Genomic DNA, 17,044 nt, shown 5'->3' with positions numbered 1-17,044 from the left:
TTAAATATAAGAAGTTATAGTGAGTGAAAAAACTCTTGTAATTGAGTAGGCGTAAAAGATGTGAATTCTTTAAATTCATTAATGAAATGTGCTTGATCATAATAACCGGATTCAGATGCAATACCTGTTAAATTAGTTTTTGAAGATTCTTTAAATAGATTTAAACAGCTCTGAAAACGCACAACCCTTGCGTAGTGTTTAGGAGATACTCCTGTTTCCTTCAAAAAACATTTGTATATGTAATTTGAGGTATAATGAGTCAATTCAGACAGCTCCTTCATCTTTAGTTCTCCATTTTTCTTGTGTATATATTCAAGAACGAAAGAGACCAGTGAAGAGGTAGGGGTGTCATCATTAATATTTAAATTTAGATACTCTTCAAATAGAAAAACTTTTTCCTTAAATGATCTTGAGTTTATAAATCCTTCTTTTAATTTTTCAACATCTTTTAATATATTATTGGATTCAATGCAATCCTCAGTTATAATATCAATTGGCAGGTCAATAAGTTTATTTGCAGTACCTGGCTTCAATCGTACCCCAAAATAACTACAACCTTGATTAAACCTTCGAAGTGTTGCCTTTTTAACAGCTCCACATACATGAGAATCAACAGAACTGTCAGAGATTTTGAATAGAATATCTATCGTACCATCTGGCACAATTACAATTTTTTGATCCGCATCTTTGGATACCTCATGTGTATAGTATTGCGCACATGCTCTAGAGAATGGCGTGACTTGATGATGAAAACCTAGTGTCGTAAATTCAACAAGTGGTTGAGCAGGAAGAAAGCCATTTTTTTTAATCATACTAGTCCACCGAAAAGAAGATAAATATAAAGAAAAAATAAAGCCAGAATCAAGGGGGCAATTAATTTTTCTCCAAAACATCATTTTTTAAGCCATAAGCTCAAGTGTAAATAAAATTCTAGTAAAACGCATTACAATTAACTTAGAGGTTGTTGCTTTAAATTAGGTAGAACTACATATACCGTCCCCATCTAATAACCAGGGTTGATGCAATTAAGTCTGACAAGACGATGATAGATAAATATTATTGACGACCATTGCCAGAATTTGAAATAAATTACTAATTTCGAGCATCAAACCCTTGTAAAGAATCAGCGCATCCATCTAACCAATGAAGCTCTTTGCCAAACACTAGCAGATTCGATGTTTACCAAAGAGCTTCTTTATAGCGGATAGGGATCCTTAAAGGCTTAAGTTGGCAAGATTGTGTTATATTGCCGACCTAATCTCATTTTCCTAGGTTTTTATTGTTTAAAATGGATAGTGCTGGTTAGAATCTTCTATTGTGATCCAACGAATATCAGTGAATTCCTCTACACCTGACTTTCCGCCGAAACGTCCATAACCAGAGTCCCCAACACCACCGAATGGCATATGTGGTTCATCAGCAACGGTTGAGCCATTAATATGACAAATGCCACTATTTATTGCATTAGCACATTTTAATGCGCGGTTTATATCTTGGGAGAAAACCGCTGAAGATAGACCGTAGTTTGTGTCGTTTGCCACTTGAATGGCCTCTTCGTCATCTTTGACTCGGATAATCGATTTTACTGGACCGAAGCTTTCTTCGCGATAAATTCGCATTGAACTGTCTACGCAATCTAATAGAGTTGGTGCAAAAATAGAACCTCGACTTTCGCCACCACAAAGTAATTTTGCGCCTTTAGCGACAGCATCCTTGATCATTTCGTTCATTTTATCAGACACATCTGGATTGACTAATGATCCAAGTATCACATGATCACGAGGATCTCCCCATGACAACTTTGAAGCTTTTATTGTGAATTTTTTGACAAACTCATCGGCTATACAGCTCTCCACAATCACGCGTTCTGTGGACATGCAGATCTGCCCTTGGTTCATAAAAGCACCGAAAACAGCAGCATTGACAGCTCCTTCTATGTCGGCATCGGATAGAACAACTAATGGTGCCTTACCGCCGAGTTCGAGCAGAGCTGGCTTTAAGTTTTCTCCTGCAATGCTACCAATAATACGACCAACTGCGCTTGACCCTGTGAAATTTACATGACGAACCTGTGGCGCTTCGATTAGTGCTTTGACGATTACTGATGCATCACTTGGGTCATTGGATACGAAATTAACCACACCCGGCGGGAAGCCAGCTTGTAGAAAGCAATCAATAGTCAGTCGATGAGTCAATGGGCAGAACTCAGAGCTCTTTAGAATAACTGTGTTACCACATGCCAAAGGTGTAGCGATAGCGCGAGAGCCTAAAATGATTGGGGCATTCCAGGGCGCCATTGCTAAACATACGCCTTTAGGGGTTCTTATTGACATGGCTAGAGTGCCAGGTTTGTTTGAAGGTATAACCTCACCGCCCACATTAGTTGTTAATGCAGCAGCTTCACGGATATGATTTGCAGCAAGCATGACATTAAATTGCGCCCATTGAGTAGTCGAGCCTGTTTCATTGATCATTGCTTGGACAAACTCTTCTTGCTTAGTTTCCATGATATCAGCAGTGCGGTTTAATAAGATACGGCGATCAGCAGGCGAAGCATGAGACCAATTTTGAAAGGCATCATTAGCAGCTTGTGTGACAACTTTTATATCATCGAGTGTAGCGGCCGAACATATTGACGCAATCTCCCCAGTGACTGGGTTTATGCGTTTATACTCTTTTTGATTGCTGGCAGCACAGTCCTGCCCCCCAATACTTAATAATATAGTCATAATTTAATCATCCTTTTTTTGTTTTGTTTTTTTTGTTTGAAGAATGGTTTCTAAAATTTTGTCATCAATGATATTGAAATTTTAAAATAAATTTTTCTCTGCTCTATTAATATCAAGTAGTTTTTCATTATCGAAACCTTCCGATTGGAAAAGTCTTTTTTTCATTTTTAGCTTCACCCATGTGGCTGAATATATAATAAGAATTGACAGAACAATAAAAAATATTTTATAGACAGTAGCGCGCTGATCTAAATCGTCTGAGATGTTGATTACCATAAAAATACTGCCTAATATACCAATAATCTGCGGTATTCCCATAAAACTAAGGATTTTGTTACGTTTGGCTGTAGGATATTTCAACTTTAAAGTTAAGACGTTTAAATGAGCTATGACATAAGCTATTAGCCAAAAACATGATGCAGATAGAAGAAGAATAACGAACTCATCAGTTGTCCCAGCGCCCATACCTGAAATAGCAAGAAGTATTATTGTTTGTATAAGCATTATGACATATGGAGAACCATGTTGATTTGTTTTCGCCAATACAGAAGGTAATAGGCCATCCTTTGCCATACCATGGAAAATACGTGCACCTGCTGCATACATAGTGTTCAGTGTGCTAATAGCAGCAATAAGAGATAATGCCCCCATCCAGTATTTACCTAGAGTACCAAACATCTTTTCTGCAAATAAAAGGTGTGGTGTATTTGAGCTCAATAACAGGTTGAGATCTACATAGTTTGCAATTCCTAGACCCAGTAATGTTTGTACAGAAAACAATAAAACAAGCCCCGTAAGCATTCCAAATAGAAGGTTTCGTTTCGGATTTTTAATAGATTTTGCTAAAGGAATGGCAAATTCAATACCAATAAAAAGCCAAAAAGCTAACGCACTCAAACCTATCAAAGGTAAGAATCCGGTAATAGCAGGAGAGCTTTGTTGATTAGCAGGAATGACCTCGCCAGGAGCAATTTTCAATACACCCATGATGCCCATTATGAGCAGTGAGCCTACTAGAAAGATAACTACTAGGTTTTGAAGCTTCGCAAAAAAATTAATTCCTAGTAGGTTTATTACTAACAAGAAAATCATAATTGCTAGAGAAATCAAAAAAGGGTTTACACCCGGAATGAAAATTTCTGTTACAACCATACCAAGCATTGAAGTTTCGATAGTGTTTGCTAGTAGAATACAGATCGCATAAGAAGAGATTGTTGAGATAATGGAAACAAATGGACCGAAAGTAGCTAAATTAAACTGCCCTAAACCACCATAGTATTGTGGCATAAGTGAATATAATTCTAAAAATGTAAAAGCCACAGCAGTATTTATAAGCAATGCAATGAGCATAGGGATGTACAAGTCCTTCCCTGCAAGCCCTGTTAACTGAGCAAGAATAACCAAACAACTAGAAGCGACTATTAGCCCTACACTTGCAGCAGTTACACTGCCACATCCAAGTTTTCTTTCCATTACATGTTCCTCTATTTCATTATTTGCGACTTTATTTTTTATGTTTGACCTACTCCTAGTGGAGTAAAACTAAAGTCTTATTTTTAATAAAATGAAACATGACATACAAAATATAAGAAGCATTGGAAAAATCATGACTAATCGCAGCTAAGAAGGCTAAGCACTTTGATCATGTAGACGTTACTGGCTAGCTAAAAGGTTAATGTCACTCGCGTCCGTCAGGGCAATGGACTACCATTGCCCTGAACGGGTTAACCGCGGAGCACTCATGCCACACACCGAACTCTCCCATACTCCTCATGTTGCTGTGATCGTCTTTAACGATTTCAGCTCTTACCACACCTCGGTTCCGGGTATCGTGTTCAGTTCACGGACACTCAATGAAACCTTATTTGAGTTAACATTTGTCGCCGGTGAAGCGGGGTCGATTGTGTCCGATATTGGCATGGAAATGCAGGCTGAGTTGGACCTGAGTGTATTGCAAAGCGCCGATATTATTATCGTGCCCTATTGGCGCAGTGCCGATGAGCGGCCGAATCAAACCATCATGGAGGCTTTGTGCAGCGCGCACGCGCGAGGCGCTTTGGTGGTTGGTCTCTGTTTAGGCGCTTATGTGCTGGCTTATGCAGGCTTATTGACAGGCAAACGCTCGGCCACCCATTGGGAGCTGGAGCGTGATTTCACCCAGCGTTTTCCTGAAGTCAAACTTGATACCAACGCGCTCTATGTCGAAGACGAGGGCGTGATTACCTCAGCAGGTACAGCCGCGGGCATGGACTGTTGCCTGTATATCTTCCGCAAATATTACAGTGGTACGGTTGCCAATCGATTGGCACGGCGTTTGGTGGTGCCGCCATATCGAGGTGGTGGCCAGGCACAATTTATTGACCAGCCCATTCCTATCACGACATCAGATGTGCGCATTAATGAGCTGATGACCAAGATCCGCCAAAACATCGGTAAGAGATACACCCTCGATGAGCTAGCTGACTCGGTGATGATGACGCGCCGCACGTTCACGCGTAAATTTCATAAAGCCACTGGTATGGCGTTTGGGGAATGGCTAGCAAGTGAGCGCCTTACCTTAGCGCAAGACCTCCTTGAGTCCACAGAACTGCCCATTGAAACCATTGTTGATCGGATAGGCTTTAGTTCAGTGCTGACATTTCGTAATAAATTCAAAGAACGCTTCTCAGTGACACCAAACCATTGGCGTAAAACTTTCCATCATGATATTTAGCTGTCGTATTTGGCTTCATATATGTCATATGCGACACTGTTTCGGGATGGCAAAACAGGGCAAATTAATCAGCATAACGTGAAACCAAATGAGAGGATGAAAAGTATGAGCAAAACAGCCCTAATTGTTGTCGATGTACAGAACGAGTATTTCCCGCACGGTAACTACCCGCAACACGGAGTAGAAGAAGCGCTGCAATCTGTAAAGCAGGCCATTGCCCACGCTCACGCCCATGATTGGTCGGTGGTGTTGGTGCAACACTTCATGCCAGAAGGTGCTCCGCTTTTCCAAGCCGGTACAGATAATGTTGCGATTCATGCAGAGGTATTGGCCGCAGCCCCTGATGCGCCTGTGGTTCAGAAATACCATGCGGACAGTTTTTTTGAAACCAATCTCGAAGAGGTCTTGAAAGAGCAGGGTGCTGAGAGCATCGTTATCTGCGGCATCATGACGCAAAACTGTGTGGCGTACACTGCGATCTCTCCAGATGCAGCATCATACGATGTGAAAGTGTTGCCAGCAGCGTGTTGTGCTCCCGATCCTGTGGTGCACGGTGCTGCCCTTGAGGCGATCCGAGACCGCGGTGTGGCGTTTACCGAACTATAACTTTGAGTGCCTTAGATACCATAGGTCAATGCTCTTATGGTGTCTAACCGAAGCGTTTGCGAAAGGCTTGTGGTGTTAGACCAATGATTTTAATAAACGCTTTGCGACACGCCCCCACATCGTCATAACCTACTTTTCCAGCAATCGACTCAAAAGATTGACGACTAGACTCTAATAACTCGCAGGCTTTTTGAATGCGCACTCGTTGAATGTACAGTTGCGGAGATAAGCCAGTCGCTTTAGTGAAGCGTCGTTGCAACGTGCGAACCGTGGTATTAATCCTTTGGGCTAACTCGGTAATTTTTAGTGGTTGATCACAATTGTCTTGAATAAGGTGCTGCAACTGTATGATATCGACATCGCCATGGGTGAGGTTCGGTACGAACTGTTGATAATAGCGCTGCTCTCGTTGTCCAGTATCGACCACTAGCATCTTGCCTAATTGGCGCATCAGCTTAGGAGAGGCTTGCTGAGCAATAATTTCTAACCCCAAATCGACCCATGACATCATGCCACCGGCAGAGATGATGTCTCCCTCATTGATTAAAATGGCCTCACTTTGTAAGGCGATGCCAGGGAAGTGGTCTTGAAACGTATCGACCAGAGCCCAGTGAGTCGTCACTTTCTTATGTCGTAGCAATCCGGTATGGGCCAACAAAAAAGTGCCCGCGCACACAGAGGTTAGGATTGCCCCATGTTGATGTTGGTACCTCAGCCATTTTGATAAAGCGGGGTCTGATACCATATCAAAACCCCGTTTTAGACTTGGCGGTAAGATCACCACTTGAAACAAAGGCAATGAAGCGCGTGTTTCAAATGTCTCTGGCCACTCCAACGTCTGATATACAAACGTGGTAGCTTCTATGTCCGAGTTTCTACTGAGCTTAGAGGCGAGGGTGAACATCTCTTCAAGACCTTGAACCGTCGACTTTAAACAATCTGGATACGCGACAATGGCAATCGATACCTCAGCCATAAAGACCTCTATTTATACAAATAAATATCGTCTCATAGAATGTGGATTTAGGCGATGTCAGCAAGCCATTTTGCTACGCTGCGAGGTCGCAGACCAATTTTTGACTGAGCACTAGTTTCATAATGGATCGCCGAGTCTGATGTTTGTGCTTTGGCTTCGTAACCTGACACTACTTCGTCAGCGGCAGCACGGCCAAATAGTGTGGCTAAACGATCGCCAAATTCAGCCGGTGATAGAGCATCAAAGCGCACGGTTTTTCCGAAATGCTCGCTGAATGCTGTAGCAAGCTCTGTTCCGGTGATAGCCGGCAACATACCGACTTCTACTATACCGATTACTGTGCTGTCTTGTAGCAAATGTGCTGTTACGTCGGCGATGTCCAAATGTGAACACCAAGACACAGGGTAGTCCTCTCTTAGCGGGTAAGGCAGTACTCCCTCTTTTCTGACAGGCTCCATTACAATCGGCAACAACAAGTTTTCAAGGTAAAGCTGAGGTGCAATCACCGCGGTCGGGACGCCTGTGGCGGTGACCTTCTCAATCAAGGTTGGTAAGGCACTGGTATCGCCCTCAACACCAAGTTTCCAACCACTGGTAGAGATCACCACACGCCCAGGTTCTGCTCTCTCAATCGCTTCGGCAATATTATTAGCATATGTTTGTCGAGCGCTTTCTGGGCCTAGCGGTAGGTGCACAAAAATGCCGTCTGCGCCAGAGTAGGCAGCAACAAGGGACTCTATTGAGGCTAAGTCGACTTCGACTCCCTGGCTTGCATTGATGCTATCTAGGTGACGTACAGCAGCGAGCGCATTTTTCCCTTTATGGATTAATTGATCAAAAAGTGGTTTGCCTTGAGCGCCTGTTGCACCGTGAATAATATATTTCATGCTTAAATCCTATTAGTTAATTATTTGATCTATTAATAGTTTCATACAAGAATCAGTTACGTAAAATGCACTAATAGAATTTTTAGAGAGGTTAAAATGAAACAAAGTCGGCAAGAGCCTTGTTGTGGTATAGCACGTTTTCTTACTTTACTAGATGGCCCTTGGTCCACTCTTATTGTTCGAGAGTTGTTAAAGGGGCCGATGCGTTTTACTGAATTGCGGGCAGCTTTGGAGGGGATTAGCGCCCATACCTTGACCAATCGCTTGAAGCAGTTCGAAGTTAATGGCATTGTGATTCGTACGGCGTATGCAGAGACGCCTCCAAGAGTGGTATACCAATTGACCCCTTTGGGTGAGAGCTTACAAGAAGTGCTTGAAGCAATGCGTGAGTGGGGAGACTCTGTGCCCAATTATACTTACCTTCGTACAAGTTGATTCGACATCATAGTGTATGTCTGAAGATCCAAAAGATTGAACTAGAGATTGTTAAGAGCCTACCTAATCAATGATCAGCTAAAGCTAAAAATCGGATGTTAGGGTAGAAGTTCAGCCTATTGGCTGCTTAATCCGTTATTACACTAAATACATTTGTAAGTACGCTAGTTCTTTAAGCTAGCAACAGTGGTATAAGATTTTATAGAACTTTAGGAACACCATATGTCAATTCACATTGAGCCAGATCAAATCTTGGTCAAAATGCCTTCACTTAGAGCTGTCAAATCATTCGTTGCCGCCGCAAAGTATCAAAATTTCACGCGTGCTGCGGAATCATTGTGTGTGACACAAGCCGCGATCAGTCGGCAGATAAGAGAATTAGAGGCAGCATTAGGTGTAGAGCTTTTTATTCGATCTGGCCGGACAGTGGAACTTACGAGAGCTGGCTCAATGTTTTACGATGCGGCCTATCTATCATTTGTAAACATTGCCCAAGCAGCCCAGCGAATTCAAAATACTCAAAAGCAAAAAAAAGAGCTTAGAGTTTGTTGTTCGCCTGCTTTTTCAGCGCTTTGGTTATCTAAATACTTGGGTGAATTTTTGACGGACAATCCAGATATTAACGTCAGTGTTGTCACCACCAGTAACCTTCTAAATGTTGGTCCAGTTGAGCCGGGCGCAACACCGGATATATTCATTAGTAAAATTAATGACCCTAGGGAAGACTATACTGCCATCCCAATTTTCCATGATATTGTCTACCCTGTGTGTTCGCCAGCCTATTTAGAAAAACATCCTGAAGTAGCTAAGCTAAAAAATTTACCAGACACTAGTCTTTTGAATCTCACTCCCTATGGCCGCTCTCAAGTAGCGGAGCATGTAGATTGGGATGTATGGCTAAGGACTTATGGTTTTGAGATTGACCTAAATCAGCAAGCGCATTGAATCGCCACTAGTTCAGTAGACACTTCTCAGTCATCTTTTCGAACAGTTTCTCATACTCAACAGGTGACAACATATCATTAGCACTATGGCGTCTGACAGGGTTATAAAACATTTCTATATAATTAAAAATGTCTTGTTTTGCTTCGCCCCTTGTCGAGTAAATCTTTCGCTTCACTCGTTCTCTCTTTAACAGCTGAAAAAAGCTTTCAGCAACAGCATTATCATGACAGTTCCCACGTCGACTCATGCTGGCTTGTAAGTTGTGATCTTCCAAAAATCTATGCCACTCATAGCTCGTAAACTGACTGCCTTGATCTGAGTGGATTATTACCCTTTGCTTTGACTTTCTTCTCCACACAGCCATCATCAGTGCATCAAGAACAAGTTCCTTCACCATTCTTGGCCCCATGCTCCAACCTATTATTCGACGGGAATAGAGATCAAGCACGACAGATAAATACAGCCAGCCTTCATGAGTTCGGATATAGGTGATATCTGTAACCCACGCTGTATTCGGGCTTTCTGGATTAAACTGTCTTTCAAGCACATTGCTGGCTATCGTATGTGTTTCTCCTGACCGAGCTCTAGGCTTACGGTAACCCACCTGAGCCTTGAGTCCCGCTCTTCGCATCAGATAATGCACTCGATTAATACCACAAGATTCATTCAAGGATCTCAGGTCTTGATAGATCTTTCGATAGCCGTAAACACAACCCGATTCCAACCAGAGTTGTTTGACAAGACCTGTTAGGCGTTCATTTTCCTTAGCAAGTTTTGATTTTGGCTCTTTCAACCAAACGTAATAGCCACTAGGGTGAACATCGAAGAGATTGCATAGTTGCCTTACTGAAAAGTCGGCACTGTGATCCCTGATAAAGGCGTATCTTAGTCTGGGTGGCTTGCGAAGTACGCCGCGGCTTTTTTTAACAGGTCGCGCTCTTCCGTCACTCGCTTGAGCTCTTTCCGAAGACGAAGTATCTCGCTCGACTCAGCAGAAGCCTCTGCAAACGATTCTGCCTCAGGGCCATATCGTTTAATCCAAGCGTATAAACTGTGAGTGGTGGTACCTAAGCGATTAGCGACTTCAGCAACACTAAAGCCTGCTTCAGTCACTTGCTTAACCGCTTCAATTTTGAATTGTTCTGGGTAACGTGTTTTGCTCATAAATACCTCTCAATTAGATCATTTTATCTAACTAAAAGGTGTCTAGCTAACTAGTGGCGATTCAACCCTCAATCTAAAATCTGTCATGCACCAACAAAAGTCTACAATTACATTACTCCAGCAATACATTGAGCCCATCTTTCAATCTATTTAACCATTCTCATTTCCGCTTTTAATAACCTATAGTAATCAATCATACCGAAAATATGTGATTGGACGCTTCACTGTAAACTTCTTAACTTAGAGTTAGTCAATTTTTAACCAAAATAATAATTTTAAACTCAATGCTTAACGGCATAATTTTTGAGTAAAAAGAGGAACATATGGCTAATTCTCAAGAAATTCTTGAAGTAAAAAATGTATTCAAAGTGTTTGGAAATGCTCCTAAAAAAGCAATGGATATGCTTAATAGAGGCGCTACTAAAGAGCAAGTTTTTGCTGAGACAGGCCAAAACGTTGGCGTTTTTGACGCAAGCTTTTCAGTTAAGCGGGGTGAGATATTTGTGATTATGGGGCTTTCAGGGTCGGGTAAATCGACTTTGGTCAGATTGCTTAATCGCTTAATAGAGCCGACAGCTGGCTCAATTCAGCTAAAGGGCCAAACTATCACAAATTTGACCGATAAAGACTTACTGAACGTCCGTCGTAATGACATGAGTATGGTGTTTCAGTCCTTCGCTCTAATGCCTCACATGTCTGTTATTGATAATGCTTCTTTCGGTCTCGAAATTTCAGGCGTAGCTAAGAAAACTCGTCATGAGCGAGCATTCGAGGCTTTAAAGCAAGTAGGGCTCGACAGCTATGCATTTAGCCGACCCGATCAACTTTCGGGTGGGATGCAGCAGCGTGTAGGCTTGGCGCGTGCTTTGGCAAATGACCCGACCATACTTTTAATGGACGAAGCATTTTCTGCGTTAGACCCCTTGATTCGATATGAAATGCAAGGAGAGTTGATTCGTTTACAGAAAGAACAAGAACGTACGATAGTTTTTATCTCTCATGACCTAGATGAGGCGATTCGTATTGGGGATAGAATTGCCATTATGGAAGGAGGGCGAATTGTCCAAATTGGTACGCCTGACGAAATTATGAATAATCCTGCTGATGATTATGTTGCGTCCTTTTTCAAAGGCGTTGATATGACCAAGACAATAAAAGCCAGAGATATTGCTCAATCCGAAGAACTGGCAATTACTCCATCCCATGCTTTGCCACTCGATATATCAAACGCTGAAAATCGATTTGTCTATTTATTGGATGAAAATAATAAGCTAGTTGGTGTCACTCCAATCGCTAATGATTCGGTCAATTCGTTAGAAAATTTGATGTCTAATCGAATAAAACAGCATTTTACAATCAATGGCTCAACCTCTTTAAAGGAATCGATTCCAGTGGTCTCTGAGTCACCTTATCCCGTTCCTGTAATTGATGACAAGGGAAGTTACCAAGGGACTCTATCAAAAGAGCAAGTTTTAGCCACGCTCGCAAACAACTAATAAAAAGACCATAACACAAAAGGCATTTATTATGATTGATGTAAGTTTTCTAGATCCATTTCAACAATTTACGATTCCCGTTGGCGATTGGGTAGAAGCTGTATTGAACTACCTAGTACAGAATTTTAGAGATGTATTTCGCGCGGCGCGTTGGCCGATAGATCAGATTTTAGATTTAGTAGAAGGTGTTCTTAACTCCATTCCTCCTTTAATTGGAATAGTACTTTCAGTTTTATTTGGCTGGCAAGTGGCTGGCCCACGTATGGGGCTTTTCTGTGCAGTGACATTAACATTGTTGGGTCTGATAGGAGTATGGGAGCAGTCGATGGTTACGTTGTCGCTGGTTATTACTTCTTTATTTTTCTGTGTCGTAATAGGCATCCCGTTAGGGATTCTCAGTGCACGCTATGATCGAATGGAAAAAACGATTCGTCCCGTCTTGGATGCAATGCAGACTTTGCCTGCTTTCGTTTACTTAGTGCCTGTTGTCATGCTTTTTGGTATCGGAAACGTACCGGGGGTTTTGGTCACTATTATTTTTGCTCTCCCCCCTTTAGTCCGTCTAACGAATTTAGGTATCCGTCAAATACCTGCAGACAAAATTGAGGCAGCACGTGCCTTTGGTTGTACTAAGCAACAAATGCTTATTAAGGTTCAGTTGCCTCTTGCGACGCCAACTATCATGGCGGGTGTTAACCAAACTCTAATGCTTTCTCTTTCGATGGTTGTTATTGCTTCTATGATTTCAGTGGAAGGGTTAGGTCAGATGGTTCTTCGAGGTATTGGACGATTAGACATGGGGTTAGCAACGGTCGGAGGACTTGGATTGGTGCTATTGGCCATTTTCCTTGACCGATTAACACAAGCCATGGGGCAACAGACCAGTGCAAGTGGCGCGGTACGTTGGTACCAAGTCGGTCCTGTTGGTTTAATTGTTTCAATCTTTGGGGGTAAAACTCAGCATCAGAAGGTAATCAAATCTCAGCCCAAAAAAGCAACGCAAGAATAATCACAAGCAATCAAAAGGAAACATTATGAAATCTATCTCTAAATTTTGTAAGAAAACTCAAGTCGTAGAAAGTTTCTCTATCGCATTAATGGCAGGCGTATTAAGCAATTCGGCCATAGCGAATGATATGCCAGGGAAAGGTGTAGAAGTTACTCCAATTTTCCCTTCAATTGCTGAAGAGCGTTTTCGTGGAGAGATTGCTATTGCTGGTCTTGAAGCACTAGGATACGAAGTAGAAGAGCCGAAAGAGTCTGAGTATGCGACAATGCTGCTTGCTATTAGTTACGGTGATGCAGATTTTACCGTACATTTATGGGACAAACTTCATGACACTTTCTATCAGAAAGCAGGTGGTGATGACACCATGATGAAAGTTGGTAGTATCATGCCAGGCGTTTTACAAGGTTATCAGATAGATAAAAAAACAGCAGACAAGTACGGCATTACTTCTATCGATGATCTTAAAAAGCCAGAGATCGCAAAGTTGTTTGACAGCAACGGTGATGGCAAAGCAGATTTGACAGGTTGTAATCCAGGTTGGGGCTGCGAACTGATTATTGATCATCATATTGATGCATATGATTTAGGTGATACAGTGACTCATAATCGCGGATCATATTTTGCGTTAATGGCGGATACCATTGCACGTTATCAAGATGGCAAGCCTGTGCTCTTTTATACTTGGGTTCCACAATGGATTTCAGGTGTTCTTAAGGTGAATCAGGATGTTGTTTGGTTAGAGGTTCCGTACACCGATTTGCCAAACGGTAATGATGTACCAACGACATTTAACGGCAAGAACTTAGGTTTTGCGGTAGATGAAGTAATGTCTGTTGTTAATCGTGATTTTGGGTTAGATAATCCTGCTGCAATGGCATTTTTATCGAATGTCCAAATTAGCTCTGATGACGAGAGTGCTCAGAACTTATTAATGCGCAATGGTGAAAATTCTGAAGCTGATATAAAACGTCATGCTGATGAATGGATCTCTGAGCATCAAGAGCAATTCGATAGTTGGGTTGAAATGGCTCGTAAAGCCGCAAACTAATCGGCTAGTTAAGGTTTTACTATCAAAGGCTAGGCTAAAACCTGGCCTTTTTTATTTTTTGTGAAAAATACTTGTTCGTAGAGGTAACTTTGACTAAAAAGGTCGCTATTATTTTGTTACCGGGGTTTGCGTTAACCTCATTTTCTTTAACGGTAGAAGCCTTTAGTGTTGCTAATGCTTTAGAAAAAAAAGAGCTCTACAAATGTGTGATATTTAGCGCTTCTGATGAAGTAGGAGATAAAAGGGTTCTAAGCTCAAATGGCATAATGATACAAGCTGACGAACATATCTCTGAATTTAGAGCAGCGGATTTAATCTGTCTATGTGCTTATAAAGGTGCCTCTAAATATAATAATTCACATCTGATGACGCTATTGAAAAACCAGTATAAGAATGGTGGTAAGCTGGTTTCACTATCAAGTGGAAGTTTTATTTTTGCCCGTTCAGGGTTGATGAAAGAAATGACTTGTACAGTTACATCTGAGCAAGAAGATGTTTTTAGAGAGCTTTACCCTCGTATCCCAATTCAAGAAAGTTTGTACTCCGTTTCAGATCAGATTTATACCTGTAAAGGTGGCACAACGGCACTAGACCTCATGATGTATTTAATAGGTTTGGATTTTGGCACGAATTTGACTGAAAGAATCTCACAGCGATTTCAAGCAGATAAAATTCGGACATTAGATGAAATCAAAAAAAGCAATCATCATTTAAGGTTACGTTTAAAATCACCCGTTTTAGGGGCTGCAATAGAAATTATGGAAACAAATATAGAGGAGCCTTACAGTATTGATGAGATTTGTAGAATGATTGGTACCTCTATCCGCCAGTTAGAGCTGACTTTCCGCAAGCATTTTGATACTACGCCTAACAAGCATTATTTAAAAATCAGGCTTGAACGGTCCTATGAATTGGTTGAAGCAACCCACTTACCATTATCAGAAATTGCGAATGCGTGCGGATTCTCGTCTCATAGTTATATGGGGCAATGTTTTAGGAAAGAGTTTGGTTGTCATCCTTCTGCTGTTAGGAAAAGTATAGATAGTCAATAAGTATGGAACAAATATAGGAGTATCATAATGACGCTAAAGGGTAAATTTGCACTCATTACCGGTGGTGGTAGAGGTATCGGCCTTGGAGTCACATTAGCCTTACTAGAAGCTGGAGCGACCGTTCTTATTGCTCAGAGGCAGCCTTTACAAGGAACTCTTTCACAAAATCCCAACGTTCATTTTTGCCAAGTGGATCTACTTGCGAAGGATGCATCTAAAACTATTGCTGTCTACGTCGAAAAGCACCTAGGCGCTTTAGATGTGGTCGTGAACAACGCGGGGATTATGTTCGAGCAAGCGGTTGAAGACTTGGATGAAGAAGAATGGGATCGAATGATGATGATTAATACTCGTACCCCAGCCTTTATTGTCAAAGCGCTTATGCCATTTTTAGTGGCTAGTACTTCCGCTAGCATTATCAACATGGGTTCGATAGAAGGAATAGCGGCGAACCCAAACCACTTAGCTTATTGTACTTCAAAGTCAGCTGTTCATGGTTTAACTAAGGCGTTAGCCGTAGATTTAGGGAGCAAGGGCATTCGTTGTAATGCGATAGCCCCAGGTTGGATTCAAAGTGATTTAAGCAATGCCTATATTGGAAGCCAAGAAAATGAAGAAAAGGTGATGAGTGAATTACTGCGAATGCACCCAGTAGGTAGGACGGGCACGCCTTCAGATATAGGTGGAGTCGCAGTGTTTCTTGCTTCAGAGGCATCAAGCTTCGTCACAGGACAAATTTTAGTAGTGGATGGAGGTCGGACTTCAAAGCTACCTCTCCCGTTTTAGTGGGAAATAAAATTTGCTAAAAATGTTCGGATTTTTAATATCAGCAATAATCTAGTTTTTATCATAATAGCTTCTGTCCTATAAAAACCATAAAGGGAGAAAGGAGCATGAGTACTAGAGTTGATAGTTATTTGAGTGCACAAGAAACAAATTTTAATGAAATTCCAGTTATTGATTTGAGTACATTAATTGATGGAACAGACATTGAATCTGTGGCGAAAAAAATTGGTGAAGTATGTGAAAATATCGGCTTTCTTTACATCGTTAATCATGGTGTCAATGAACAATTAATGGAAAAAGTCAAAAATTATACAGAGATTTTTTTTGACTTACCCTTAGAAGAAAAGCAAAAGTTAAATATTGAAAGAAGCGGTGAGACACTCAGGGGCTATATTCCCATGTTTGGTGAAAACGTCGATCCAAATCACACGCAAGACTTTAAAGAATGCTTTGATTATGGACAACACGAGGATAAAGTATCGCCATTTTTTGGGCCAAATTTGATGCCGGAATCCATCGAAGGCTTCAAGCAAGTGATGGAAGAATATCATTCTGAGATGTTAGCTCTCGCAAATAAACTTATTGGCGCGATCTCATTGAGCCTTGGCTTGCCCTTTGACTACTTTTATAAATTACAGAAGAAACCTATTTCTATTCAGCGCCTATTGCACTACCCACCGCAAACTGGAGAGATATCTCGTGAAAAAATTGGTATAGGTGAACATACGGACTACGGATTTTTAACTATTTTATCTCAGGATGAAGTAGGTGGCTTACAGGTAAAAAATCGAGATGGTAACTGGATTAGTGCACCGCCAATGCCTGGAAGCTTTATTGTTAACATCGGTGATTTAGTACAAACGTATACGAATAATAAATACATTTCTACGTATCATCGAGTCATAAATACCAGTGGTAAAGAGCGATACTCATATCCATTCTTTATGGATATGGACTTTGATGCAGTTGTGGAGCCAGTTCCAACTTGTGTGTCGGATTTAGAGCAATCAAGTTATTCACCTTATAAATGCGGTGAACATAAATTCCGTCGTTTTGTAGACAGTTATGCACATCTTCAAATAGAGAAAAGTGCTTAATTATTTAATTTCTTCGAGCCTGTCTGTCCACAGAAATTAGGTGTGTAAATGATATAAAAATGGGCGTATAAGAAATCTTATACGCCCATTTTTGTATCAGG

At 41.3% G+C, this 17,044-nt stretch carries 16 protein-coding genes; 10 read left to right on the top strand and 6 right to left on the bottom strand.

Features of this window, described 5'->3' with window-relative positions; all coding sequences use genetic code 11:
- Positions 1–14: 14 nt before the first annotated feature.
- From ACZ5DR_RS16185 to ACZ5DR_RS16175, 3 genes are all read right to left on the bottom strand, one after another.
- On the bottom strand, positions 15–812 hold the full coding sequence (locus ACZ5DR_RS16185; protein ID WP_377370024.1) for a helix-turn-helix domain-containing protein: 798 nt from the start codon (positions 810–812) through the stop codon (positions 15–17).
- A gap of 471 nt (positions 813–1,283) precedes the next feature.
- Entirely contained in the window at positions 1,284–2,729 is a 1,446-nt protein-coding gene (locus ACZ5DR_RS16180; protein WP_377370022.1) for an aldehyde dehydrogenase, read from the bottom strand.
- Between the two features lie 81 nt (positions 2,730–2,810).
- On the bottom strand, positions 2,811–4,202 hold the full coding sequence (locus ACZ5DR_RS16175; RefSeq protein ID WP_377370020.1) for an APC family permease: 1,392 nt from the start codon (positions 4,200–4,202) through the stop codon (positions 2,811–2,813).
- Between the two features lie 268 nt (positions 4,203–4,470).
- Here ACZ5DR_RS16175 and ACZ5DR_RS16170 point away from each other — a divergent pair, with 268 nt between their 5' ends.
- Both ACZ5DR_RS16170 and ACZ5DR_RS16165 read left to right on the top strand, forming a co-directional pair.
- On the top strand, positions 4,471–5,442 hold the full coding sequence (locus tag ACZ5DR_RS16170) for a GlxA family transcriptional regulator (RefSeq protein WP_377370018.1): 972 nt from the start codon (positions 4,471–4,473) through the stop codon (positions 5,440–5,442).
- Between the two features lie 105 nt (positions 5,443–5,547).
- A complete protein-coding gene (locus tag ACZ5DR_RS16165) occupies positions 5,548–6,048 on the top strand; it encodes an isochorismatase family protein (RefSeq protein WP_377370016.1) in 501 nt (166 codons plus the stop codon).
- A 43-nt stretch (positions 6,049–6,091) separates the two neighbouring features.
- Here the strand turns inward: ACZ5DR_RS16165 and ACZ5DR_RS16160 are convergent, their stop codons facing one another.
- Both ACZ5DR_RS16160 and ACZ5DR_RS16155 read right to left on the bottom strand, forming a co-directional pair.
- Positions 6,092–7,024 (bottom strand): GlxA family transcriptional regulator, encoded by a 933-nt coding sequence (locus ACZ5DR_RS16160; protein WP_377370014.1) that lies wholly within the window; start codon positions 7,022–7,024, stop codon positions 6,092–6,094.
- Between the two features lie 47 nt (positions 7,025–7,071).
- Complete coding sequence (locus ACZ5DR_RS16155) at positions 7,072–7,911, bottom strand: SDR family oxidoreductase (RefSeq protein WP_377370012.1); 840 nt, start codon at positions 7,909–7,911, stop codon at positions 7,072–7,074.
- Positions 7,912–8,007: 96 nt separating this feature from the next.
- On the opposite strand from ACZ5DR_RS16155, the gene ACZ5DR_RS16150 reads away from it, so the two are divergent.
- Both ACZ5DR_RS16150 and ACZ5DR_RS16145 read left to right on the top strand, forming a co-directional pair.
- Positions 8,008–8,346 carry a winged helix-turn-helix transcriptional regulator gene (locus ACZ5DR_RS16150; RefSeq protein WP_377370010.1) on the top strand — a complete coding sequence of 113 codons (339 nt, stop codon included), beginning with the start codon at positions 8,008–8,010 and terminating at the stop codon, positions 8,344–8,346.
- Positions 8,347–8,568: 222 nt separating this feature from the next.
- A complete protein-coding gene (locus tag ACZ5DR_RS16145) occupies positions 8,569–9,291 on the top strand; it encodes a LysR family transcriptional regulator (protein WP_377370008.1) in 723 nt (240 codons plus the stop codon).
- A gap of 7 nt (positions 9,292–9,298) precedes the next feature.
- On the opposite strand, the gene ACZ5DR_RS16140 is transcribed toward ACZ5DR_RS16145, so the two are convergent.
- A protein-coding gene (locus tag ACZ5DR_RS16140) for an IS3 family transposase (protein WP_464543525.1) occupies positions 9,299–10,455 on the bottom strand; the annotation gives its coding sequence in 2 pieces (ribosomal slippage) (positions 9,299–10,207 and positions 10,210–10,455; 1,155 coding nt in all).
- A gap of 323 nt (positions 10,456–10,778) precedes the next feature.
- Between ACZ5DR_RS16140 and proV the strand changes: the two genes are divergently transcribed.
- From proV to ACZ5DR_RS16110, 6 genes are all read left to right on the top strand, one after another.
- Complete coding sequence (proV, locus tag ACZ5DR_RS16135) at positions 10,779–11,951, top strand: glycine betaine/L-proline ABC transporter ATP-binding protein ProV (protein ID WP_377367575.1); 1,173 nt, start codon at positions 10,779–10,781, stop codon at positions 11,949–11,951.
- A gap of 31 nt (positions 11,952–11,982) precedes the next feature.
- Positions 11,983–12,960, top strand: a complete 978-nt coding sequence (gene proW, locus ACZ5DR_RS16130) for a glycine betaine/L-proline ABC transporter permease ProW (RefSeq protein ID WP_377367577.1) — start codon at positions 11,983–11,985, stop codon at positions 12,958–12,960.
- Positions 12,961–12,985: 25 nt separating this feature from the next.
- On the top strand, positions 12,986–14,008 hold the full coding sequence (gene proX / locus ACZ5DR_RS16125) for a glycine betaine/L-proline ABC transporter substrate-binding protein ProX (RefSeq protein WP_377367579.1): 1,023 nt from the start codon (positions 12,986–12,988) through the stop codon (positions 14,006–14,008).
- A gap of 89 nt (positions 14,009–14,097) precedes the next feature.
- On the top strand, positions 14,098–15,060 hold the full coding sequence (locus ACZ5DR_RS16120; protein ID WP_377367581.1) for a GlxA family transcriptional regulator: 963 nt from the start codon (positions 14,098–14,100) through the stop codon (positions 15,058–15,060).
- A 27-nt stretch (positions 15,061–15,087) separates the two neighbouring features.
- Complete coding sequence (locus ACZ5DR_RS16115) at positions 15,088–15,846, top strand: SDR family NAD(P)-dependent oxidoreductase (RefSeq protein ID WP_377367583.1); 759 nt, start codon at positions 15,088–15,090, stop codon at positions 15,844–15,846.
- A gap of 107 nt (positions 15,847–15,953) precedes the next feature.
- The gene (locus ACZ5DR_RS16110; RefSeq protein ID WP_377367585.1) at positions 15,954–16,943 is read left to right on the top strand and encodes an isopenicillin N synthase family dioxygenase; all 990 of its coding nucleotides are present in this window, start codon (positions 15,954–15,956) and stop codon (positions 16,941–16,943) included.
- The last annotated feature ends 101 nt before the right edge of the window (positions 16,944–17,044 follow it).

It is taken from the genome of Marinomonas vaga, assembly GCF_055388305.1.
The sequence above is the reverse complement of the archived record's forward strand: the minus strand, read 5'-3'. Positions and strand labels throughout refer to the sequence as shown.

What these genes read in the sequence shown, in the direction of transcription:
- ACZ5DR_RS16185 (WP_377370024.1), bottom strand. Translation starts at nt 812, where the DNA reads ATGATTAAAAAAAATGGCTTTCTTCCTGCTCAACCACTTGTTGAATTT.
- ACZ5DR_RS16180 (WP_377370022.1), bottom strand. Translation starts at nt 2,729, where the DNA reads ATGACTATATTATTAAGTATTGGGGGGCAGGACTGTGCTGCCAGCAAT.
- ACZ5DR_RS16175 (WP_377370020.1), bottom strand. Translation starts at nt 4,202, where the DNA reads ATGGAAAGAAAACTTGGATGTGGCAGTGTAACTGCTGCAAGTGTAGGG.
- ACZ5DR_RS16170 (WP_377370018.1), top strand. Translation starts at nt 4,471, where the DNA reads ATGCCACACACCGAACTCTCCCATACTCCTCATGTTGCTGTGATCGTC.
- ACZ5DR_RS16165 (WP_377370016.1), top strand. Translation starts at nt 5,548, where the DNA reads ATGAGCAAAACAGCCCTAATTGTTGTCGATGTACAGAACGAGTATTTC.
- ACZ5DR_RS16160 (WP_377370014.1), bottom strand. Translation starts at nt 7,024, where the DNA reads ATGGCTGAGGTATCGATTGCCATTGTCGCGTATCCAGATTGTTTAAAG.
- ACZ5DR_RS16155 (WP_377370012.1), bottom strand. Translation starts at nt 7,911, where the DNA reads ATGAAATATATTATTCACGGTGCAACAGGCGCTCAAGGCAAACCACTT.
- ACZ5DR_RS16150 (WP_377370010.1), top strand. Translation starts at nt 8,008, where the DNA reads ATGAAACAAAGTCGGCAAGAGCCTTGTTGTGGTATAGCACGTTTTCTT.
- ACZ5DR_RS16145 (WP_377370008.1), top strand. Translation starts at nt 8,569, where the DNA reads ATGTCAATTCACATTGAGCCAGATCAAATCTTGGTCAAAATGCCTTCA.
- proV (WP_377367575.1), top strand. Translation starts at nt 10,779, where the DNA reads ATGGCTAATTCTCAAGAAATTCTTGAAGTAAAAAATGTATTCAAAGTG.
- proW (WP_377367577.1), top strand. Translation starts at nt 11,983, where the DNA reads ATGATTGATGTAAGTTTTCTAGATCCATTTCAACAATTTACGATTCCC.
- proX (WP_377367579.1), top strand. Translation starts at nt 12,986, where the DNA reads ATGAAATCTATCTCTAAATTTTGTAAGAAAACTCAAGTCGTAGAAAGT.
- ACZ5DR_RS16115 (WP_377367583.1), top strand. Translation starts at nt 15,088, where the DNA reads ATGACGCTAAAGGGTAAATTTGCACTCATTACCGGTGGTGGTAGAGGT.
- ACZ5DR_RS16110 (WP_377367585.1), top strand. Translation starts at nt 15,954, where the DNA reads ATGAGTACTAGAGTTGATAGTTATTTGAGTGCACAAGAAACAAATTTT.